The organism is Thermoanaerobaculia bacterium (assembly GCA_035260525.1).
GTDB lineage: Bacteria > Acidobacteriota > Thermoanaerobaculia > UBA5066 > DATFVB01 > DATFVB01.
The window spans coordinates 1-6,634 of record DATFVB010000209.1; the positions used below are offsets into that span (position 1 = coordinate 1).

Here is a 6,634-nt window from a genome sequence, read left to right on the forward strand (position 1 = left end):
GCGACCTCCTTTCGGGGATCCAGAACGAGGTCGCCGCTCTCTCCGATTCGATGAAGGAGTCGGTGCGGCGGGTCGAGGACGGCGTCGGCCGCTCGCAGGGCGCCGGGGACCGCCTCGCCAAGATCCTCGAGCGGTCGCGGCTCGCGAGCGGCGCCGCGGCGGAGATCGCCCGCGCGACCGCCGAGCAGAGCGACGGGTCGCACCGCGTGGCGACCGCGATCGACCGCGTCCGCGAGCAGATCGCCCAGATCGCCTCGGCCATGTCGCAGCAGAGGGCGGGCGGACGGCACATCGAGAACGCCGTCACCTCCATGCGGGAGCGTTCCGCGTCGATCAAGGGCGCCGTTCGCGAGCAGAAGAACGCCGGGGACTCGATCGCGCAGGCGGCCGAGAGCACGCTCGCCCGCATCCGGGAGGTCCTCTCGTCGACGGAGCGCCAGAAAGCGGAGTCGGCGCGCCTGGTCGAGCTCATCTCGCGCGTGCGCCGGCAGAGCGCCGAGAACACGCAGACGGCGTCCGTCGTGAGCGCCGCGATCGAGGATCTGCAGACCGAGATCGGGGCCCTCGAGCGGGAGATCTCCCGTTTCCGGCTCGCGGACGCGTGAGCGGCGTCGCGGGTCTCGTCGTCCGCGTCGGCGGCGCCTCGTATTTCGTCCCCGTCGAGCGGGTCGGCTTCGTCACCCTGGTCCGCGAGGTCCGCGACGGGTGCCTCGTCATGCCGCGCGGGGTCCTGCCGTTGGTCGATCCGTCGGCGTCCGGTTCGCCGGCCCGCGGCACCGCCGTCGCGGTGCGGACGGGGACCGATTTCGTCGCGCTGGCCGTCGACGCCGTGGAGCTCGCCGATCCCGAGGCGGCGGCGCGGGCGATCCCGATTTCCGCCCTCGAGGACGTCCTCGCCGCCGGTCGGCTCCACCGTCCCTGACGGGGCGCCACGCGGACCGCGGCCGGCGGCGGCGCTCATCTTGCTCCTTTCCCGCCGCGCGTTAAGATAGGCGTCGACCCTGGGGGGGAGGCAAACATGAACACCTGGCAGGCCGTCCTGGACGAAGCATCGCAGACGCTCAAGGACGGCAACGACGATCTCGCCGAATGCTGGAAGGACCTTCGCGGCGAAGCCTTCTCGCGCGGCGAAGCGCTCCTCGAAGAGGCCAAGCGCCACGGCGCGGCGCTCCTGGCGCTCGCCGCCGGGCGCGGCGTGCGCCTCGCGAAGGAATACGGCGTCCCGCTCGTGACCGGGGGGCGTCGCCGCCGCCGATCGGGATGGAAGTGGATCGTGGGCATCGCGGCGGTCGCGATCATCGCCGCCGCGGTCGCGTCGCGGGACTGACGGCCGGACCCGTGGAAGAGCCGGAATCGTCCGAGCCGGCGCCGGGCGCCTGGGGCGAGTGGAAGGATTCCGCCGCCGCTTTCGCGCGGTCGGCCCGGGCTCTCGCGTCCGTGCGCTGGGCGATGTTTCGCGGGGAGGCGGGCGCCTGGGCGCGGGGAATGGCGGTGCGCGCGGCGATGCTCGTCGTCGCGCTCGCCCTGATGGTGCTGGCCTCGGCTCTCCTCGTCGCCGGACTCGTGGCGGCGCTCTACGCCTGGTGGGGCACGCTCGTGGGCGCGATCTTCGCGGTGTTCGGACTGTGCGTGCTCGCCGCGGCGGGGCTCGGATTCGCCGGATGGCGCGGCATCGCGGCGCCGTCGCTGCGCCGCACGGCCGAGGAGCTCCGGCGCGACTTCGACGCTTTCACGGGTCCCGAACCGTGAAACCGGACCTCGACTCCCTCGCCGCCGCCGGCGACCGCGAGCGAATCCGCCTCGCCTCCTCCTGGCGCGCGCTCGAGCACGCGACCGGCCGCCTGTCGTCGGAAACCGCGGCCCGGATCCGGACGGCGGGCTCCACGCTCAAGTGGGGCGGCCTCTCCATGCTCGCCGCCACCGTGCTGCTGCGCTGGACGAAGGTCAGGACCGGATGGCGGATCGGGAAGGTGCTGCTCGGCGTCGCCCCCGCGCTCGCGAAGCTCGCGGCGCCGAGGGCTCCCGGTTTCCTGTCACATCTTCTCCGGCGACGGGATTCCGAGTAGCGCCAGCAGGCGCGACAGACCGGAGCGGAACGCGAGAGCGGCCGCGAGCCGGCGGGCCCGAAGCCGCGGGTCCTCCTCCGAAACGATCGGGTGCCGGTGGTAGAAGCGCGAGAACGCCTGCGCGAGCGCGTAAGCATGCCGCGCGACGGCGGCGATCTCGAGCGCTTCGACCGCGCGCGCGACGACGTCGTCGATCCGCGCGGCCTCGACGAAGAGCTCCCAGAGGTCGTCTTCCCACGGCGCGTCGCCGAGGGTTGCCGGATCGACTTCCGCGGAAAGGCCGCGCTCCCGGAGCTTCCGGAGGATGTTCTCGACCCGCACGAACGAGTACTGGAGATACGGGCCGGTATCCCCCTCGAAGGCGAGGGCCTCGTCGAAATCGAAGGCGATGATCTTGTTGCGGCCGAACTTCAGCATGAAGTAGCGGAGCGCGCCGACGGCGATCGCCTCCGCCTGGGCGTTCCCGGTGTCTTCCGACGGCGGCGCGAGCTCGTTCGACACGGAGCGTTTCCGCGCCTCGCCGATCAGCAGCTCGAGGAGGTCGTTCGCCTTGACGCCGAGGCCTTTGCGCCCGGACATCTCGACGACCGCTTTCCCGCGGTCCTCGTCGGAGAGCCGGTACTCGTCCCCGAACTCCTCCGCGAGGCGGGCGACCGATTTCGGGGTCATCGCGACCATCTCGTACGCGAAATGGATCGACTGTTCGGCCTCCGCTTCCCGTCCGAGCGCGCGGAGCCCTTCGCGCACGACCTTCTGCGGATAGGACTGCCGCTGGTCGATCACGTTGATCACGCGCGCGGCTGCGCCGAAGGGAGGATGGTCGCCGGTCGCGCCGGTCTCCGTCCGCCAGATCGGATGGTCGCGGACCTCCGCCGGCACGGAGTCGGCCGCGCCGCGAGCCGCGTTCCAGTCGGGGACGAAGGGGGCGTAGTCGAAGTCGAGGCCGAGCTTGCCGAACTTCCACAGCTGGTAGGCGATGTCCTTGCCCGTGTACGTCACCGTGCCGTTGCTCCGGACGAGGATCTTGTCGGGCTCCTCGAGGCCCGCGAACTCCTCCGAATGCGTGAGCCTCATGACCCAGCAGCCCGCGTGCTTGCCCTCCGTCTCGAGCACGATCGCCCCCCGCGCCTCGAGGAGCTCGAACGCGCGGGTCCAGAAATGCTTCGCGAGGATGTCGGACTCGCGCGGAAGCAGGTCGTAGCGGACGCCGAGGCGCCCCATCGTGGCGACGTGCTCCCGCGTGATCGCCTCGGAAATGAGGGCGGCCGCCGCGGCGCGCGCATTGCCGCCCTCCTCCATCGCATGGAGCGTCTCGTTGCGAAGGCCCTTCGTGGACACGTCGGATTCGTACCAGCGGCCGACCTCGGCGTAGACCTCCCAGCACAGGTCTCCGAATGCCCGATAGCGCTCGCCCGCGCTCGCCGGCCGTTCGATCGCTTCGCGGATCCGGTCGAGCGACCAGCGTCGGAGGTCCCAGAACCCGACGACGACGTCCGCGACCTGCACCCCGGTGTCGTCGATGTAGTTCTGGACCTCGACGGCGTGCCCCGACGCCCGGAGACAGCGGACGAGCGTGTCCCCGAGGATGGCGTTCCGGAGGTGCCCGATGTGGGCCGCCTTGTTCGGGTTGATGTTCGTGTGCTCGACGATGACCTTCGCGGCCGCGCCCGCCCGCGGGATGGCGCTCTCCTCTTCGGCGAAGAACCGGGCCACGAACGCGGCGCGGTCGAGCCGGAAGTTGACGTATCCGGCACCTTCCACGCGCGCCTCCGCGAATCCCGGAGGAAGGACGATCGATCCCGCGATCTCCCGGGCGATGTCCCGGGGAGCGCGGCGCAGGGTCCTGGCGAGGTCGAAGGCCGCCGTGGTCGAATAGTCGCCGTGTGCGGGATCGGCGGGCCGCTCGAGCTCCACGGTCCCGGGCGGCGCCGCGCCGAAGGCGGCGGCAATGGCCCGCGAAACCGCCTCGGCGAGCTCGACTCGCCGGGCGCCATAGAGGGAAAAACGGCTCAAAGCGGCGGCAGTTTACCGCGGAAGTCGCGAAAGCTTGCTCGGGGGCCGGCAGCGCGTGCCCGCCGTGCGGCTGCGCCGAACGAGCGGCTCGACCGCACGTGCGGGCACCCCGTCGCAGCGCTTCCGCTCCCGCATCGCAGTTTTTCGCCTCGGTGGCTCGCGCACGGGCGTGCGCGGCGATCGGCGCGCTCAGCGCTGGATAGCCTGCGGCGAAAAATCAAGCGATGCGAGGGCCTCCGAGGCCATGCTCATTTTGCCGCGACGGGAAGGCGATGGCCTCGGCATAATCCGCCCATGCTTTCTCGAATCGCCGCCGCGGTCGCGGCGGTTGTGCGCCGCATGCGGAAGCCCAAAGGGGGCGACGGCCGTCGTTTCGCCGGCACCCGGGGCGTGGGTGATCGGGGCGAGGCGCTCGCCGTCGGCGTTCTCCGCCGCGAGGGGTTCCGCATCCTCGAGAGGAACTTCCGCACGCCGGCCGGAGAGGTCGACATCGTCGCCGAAGAAGGGGGAACGCTCTGTTTCGTCGAGGTCAAATGGCGCCGCGGAACCGGGGCGGGCCATCCGGCGGAAGCGGTCACGCCGGAAAAGCAGCGGCGGCTCGCCCGCGCGGCCGAGTGGTATCTCGCGCGGCGCCGGATGCGCGAGCGCTTTTGCCGCTTCGACGTCGTCGCGATCCTTTCCGCGGAAGGTTCGGCGCCGCGCATCGAGATCTTCCGCGACGCCTTCCGCGGTCCATTCCCGCCCCGGCGCCGGAGGTGACCGTGCCGTTCCTTGCGGCATTCCGGAAGAAATCCACTGGCATCGTTCCTGCATTCCTGATCGTGCGTCAGGAGCACATACGTGAAGACCCTCTGCGCGCTGATCGGAGCGTTTTTCCTCGTCGCCGGCATCGCCGTCCTCGTCGCGGGACCGCCGGGGAATTCTCCGCGCACGACGCAGAGGGCGAGAGCTTCCCGCCCGGCGCACGTGACCGGGCATCCGCCCCTCCTGTGGGAAGCCGACGTCGACCGCTCGGGCGCGAGGACGTCCGCGGCGAAGGCCGTGTCCGGAAACCGGTGACGTTCTCGCCGCGCCGCGACGTCCTCGCCTTCCTCATCCTCGTCGCGGCGGGGTCCCAGACGCGCTGCACGGTCATCCACGGCATCGTCGCGTCCGAGAAGCGGGAGATCTATCGTTTCCAGGCCGACTTCGGCGTCGAGGACCCTCAGTTCCGGCGCTCGCTCGACACGATGAACAGCACGATGATCGGCGGCAATTCCGCGGATCTCCTCGAGAACGGCGACGCGATCTTCCCGGCGATGACCGCCGACATTCGCGCCGCGAAGACGAGCGTCAACCTCGAGTCCTACATCTTCCAGCCGGACGACGCCGGACGGCAGTTCGCCGCGGCGATGATCGACGCCGCTCGGCGGGGGGTCGAGGTCCGGCTGCTGATCGACGCGTACGGCGGAAAGCTCGGCGACCTCGAGGAACCGTTGAAGCGGGCGGGGGTCAACGTTCGGGAATATCGCCCGATTCGCCTCTTCTCGATCTACAAGATCGGCAAACGGACGCACCGCAAGCTCCTCATCGTCGACGGGAAGATCGGCTACACGGGAGGGCTCGGGATCGACGAGCGCTGGCTCGGCAACGCCCGCAACACGAAGGAGTGGCGCGACACGCAGGTGCGGGTCGAAGGACCGGTCGCCGCGCAGATGCAGGCCATCTTCTCGGAGGACTGGACCTACACGACGGGCGAGATCCTCGCGGGGGACCGCTTTTTTCCGAAGATCCCGCCGGCCGGCGACGTCGAGGCGGAAGCGATCAAGGCCTCGCGCGGCGACGCGTCGTCCCTGCCGAAGATGCTCTACTACATGGCCATCCAGTCGGCCCGGAAGACGATCCGCATCCAGAACGCGTACTTCCTCCCCGACAAGCAGACGCGCAACGCGCTGATCCGCGCCGTCCAGCGGGGCGTGGACGTGCAGGTGATGGTGCCCGGGACGAAGATCGACCTGCCCATGGTGCGCCTCGCCTCGCGGCTGCACTACGGACCCCTCCTCGAAGCGGGAGTGAAGATCTTCGAGTACCAGCCGACGATGATGCACAACAAGGTCTTTCTGGTCGACGGAATCTTCGCGACGATCGGATCGATCAACTTCGACCAGCGCTCGATGGGAAAGAACGCGGAGGAGAGCCTGGTCTTCTACGACCGCGCTTTCGCGGACCGCGTCCAGCACATGTTCGACGACGACATGAAACGCTGCCGGCAGGTGACGCACCGGACCTGGTCGCACCGGGGATTGGCGGCGCGGATCAGCGAGCTCATATTCTGGATCTGGGAACCGTATTACTAGGGCCGACGGCGAGTGCGGCGATGCATCGAGCCGGACGGGCGCGTGCCGTCCGCGAGACCCTGCGACCTACGCCCGGGTAGGCCTCGGGATCTCGCGGCCGGCCCGCATCCCGCCGGGCTCGCGCCTCGCCGCGAGATCAAAGTCGCGCCAACTGAGAATCGGCTCCGCAGCATCGCCCGGTTCTCGCCGCGTCTCAGGGAATCCTCAGCGAGTTCAGCG

General features: G+C 70.2%; 9 protein-coding genes. 8 read left to right on the forward strand and 1 reads right to left on the reverse strand.

The window, feature by feature from the left end; translation table 11 throughout:
- The 5 genes from VKH46_10735 to VKH46_10755 all read left to right on the forward strand — a co-directional run.
- Nucleotides 1–605: hypothetical protein (locus tag VKH46_10735; protein HKB71309.1), on the forward strand; the 605-nt coding region annotated here is incomplete at its 5' end.
- On the forward strand, nt 602–922 hold the full coding sequence (locus VKH46_10740; GenBank protein ID HKB71310.1) for a hypothetical protein: 321 nt from the start codon (nt 602–604) through the stop codon (nt 920–922). The genes VKH46_10735 and VKH46_10740, both read left to right, overlap by 4 nt.
- A gap of 96 nt (nt 923–1,018) precedes the next feature.
- Complete coding sequence (locus VKH46_10745; protein HKB71311.1) at nt 1,019–1,327, forward strand: hypothetical protein; 309 nt, start codon at nt 1,019–1,021, stop codon at nt 1,325–1,327.
- A gap of 11 nt (nt 1,328–1,338) precedes the next feature.
- Nucleotides 1,339–1,749 carry a phage holin family protein gene (locus VKH46_10750; GenBank protein HKB71312.1) on the forward strand — a complete coding sequence of 137 codons (411 nt, stop codon included), beginning with the start codon at nt 1,339–1,341 and terminating at the stop codon, nt 1,747–1,749.
- Nucleotides 1,746–2,066: a hypothetical protein gene (locus VKH46_10755; GenBank protein HKB71313.1), complete on the forward strand. Its 321-nt coding sequence runs from the start codon at nt 1,746–1,748 to the stop codon at nt 2,064–2,066. The genes VKH46_10750 and VKH46_10755 overlap by 4 nt, the downstream gene beginning before the upstream one ends.
- Here the strand turns inward: VKH46_10755 and VKH46_10760 are convergent.
- Nucleotides 2,034–4,079 carry an arginine--tRNA ligase gene (locus tag VKH46_10760; GenBank protein ID HKB71314.1) on the reverse strand — a complete coding sequence of 682 codons (2,046 nt, stop codon included), beginning with the start codon at nt 4,077–4,079 and terminating at the stop codon, nt 2,034–2,036. The two genes, VKH46_10755 and VKH46_10760, sit on opposite strands and share 33 nt — an antisense overlap.
- 294 nt (nt 4,080–4,373) lie before the next feature.
- On the opposite strand from VKH46_10760, the gene VKH46_10765 reads away from it, so the two are divergent.
- The 3 genes from VKH46_10765 (at nt 4,374) to VKH46_10775 (ending at nt 6,415) form a co-directional block, all read left to right on the forward strand.
- On the forward strand, nt 4,374–4,838 hold the full coding sequence (locus tag VKH46_10765) for a YraN family protein (GenBank protein HKB71315.1): 465 nt from the start codon (nt 4,374–4,376) through the stop codon (nt 4,836–4,838).
- Between the two features lie 81 nt (nt 4,839–4,919).
- Nucleotides 4,920–5,138 (forward strand): hypothetical protein, encoded by a 219-nt coding sequence (locus VKH46_10770; protein ID HKB71316.1) that lies wholly within the window; start codon nt 4,920–4,922, stop codon nt 5,136–5,138.
- Entirely contained in the window at nt 5,135–6,415 is a 1,281-nt protein-coding gene (locus VKH46_10775; GenBank protein HKB71317.1) for a phospholipase D-like domain-containing protein, read from the forward strand. The genes VKH46_10770 and VKH46_10775 overlap by 4 nt, the downstream gene beginning before the upstream one ends.
- Nucleotides 6,416–6,634 lie beyond the last annotated feature (219 nt).

What these genes read in the sequence shown, in the direction of transcription:
- VKH46_10745 (HKB71311.1), top strand. Translation starts at nt 1,019, where the DNA reads ATGAACACCTGGCAGGCCGTCCTGGACGAAGCATCGCAGACGCTCAAG.
- VKH46_10765 (HKB71315.1), top strand. Translation starts at nt 4,374, where the DNA reads ATGCTTTCTCGAATCGCCGCCGCGGTCGCGGCGGTTGTGCGCCGCATG.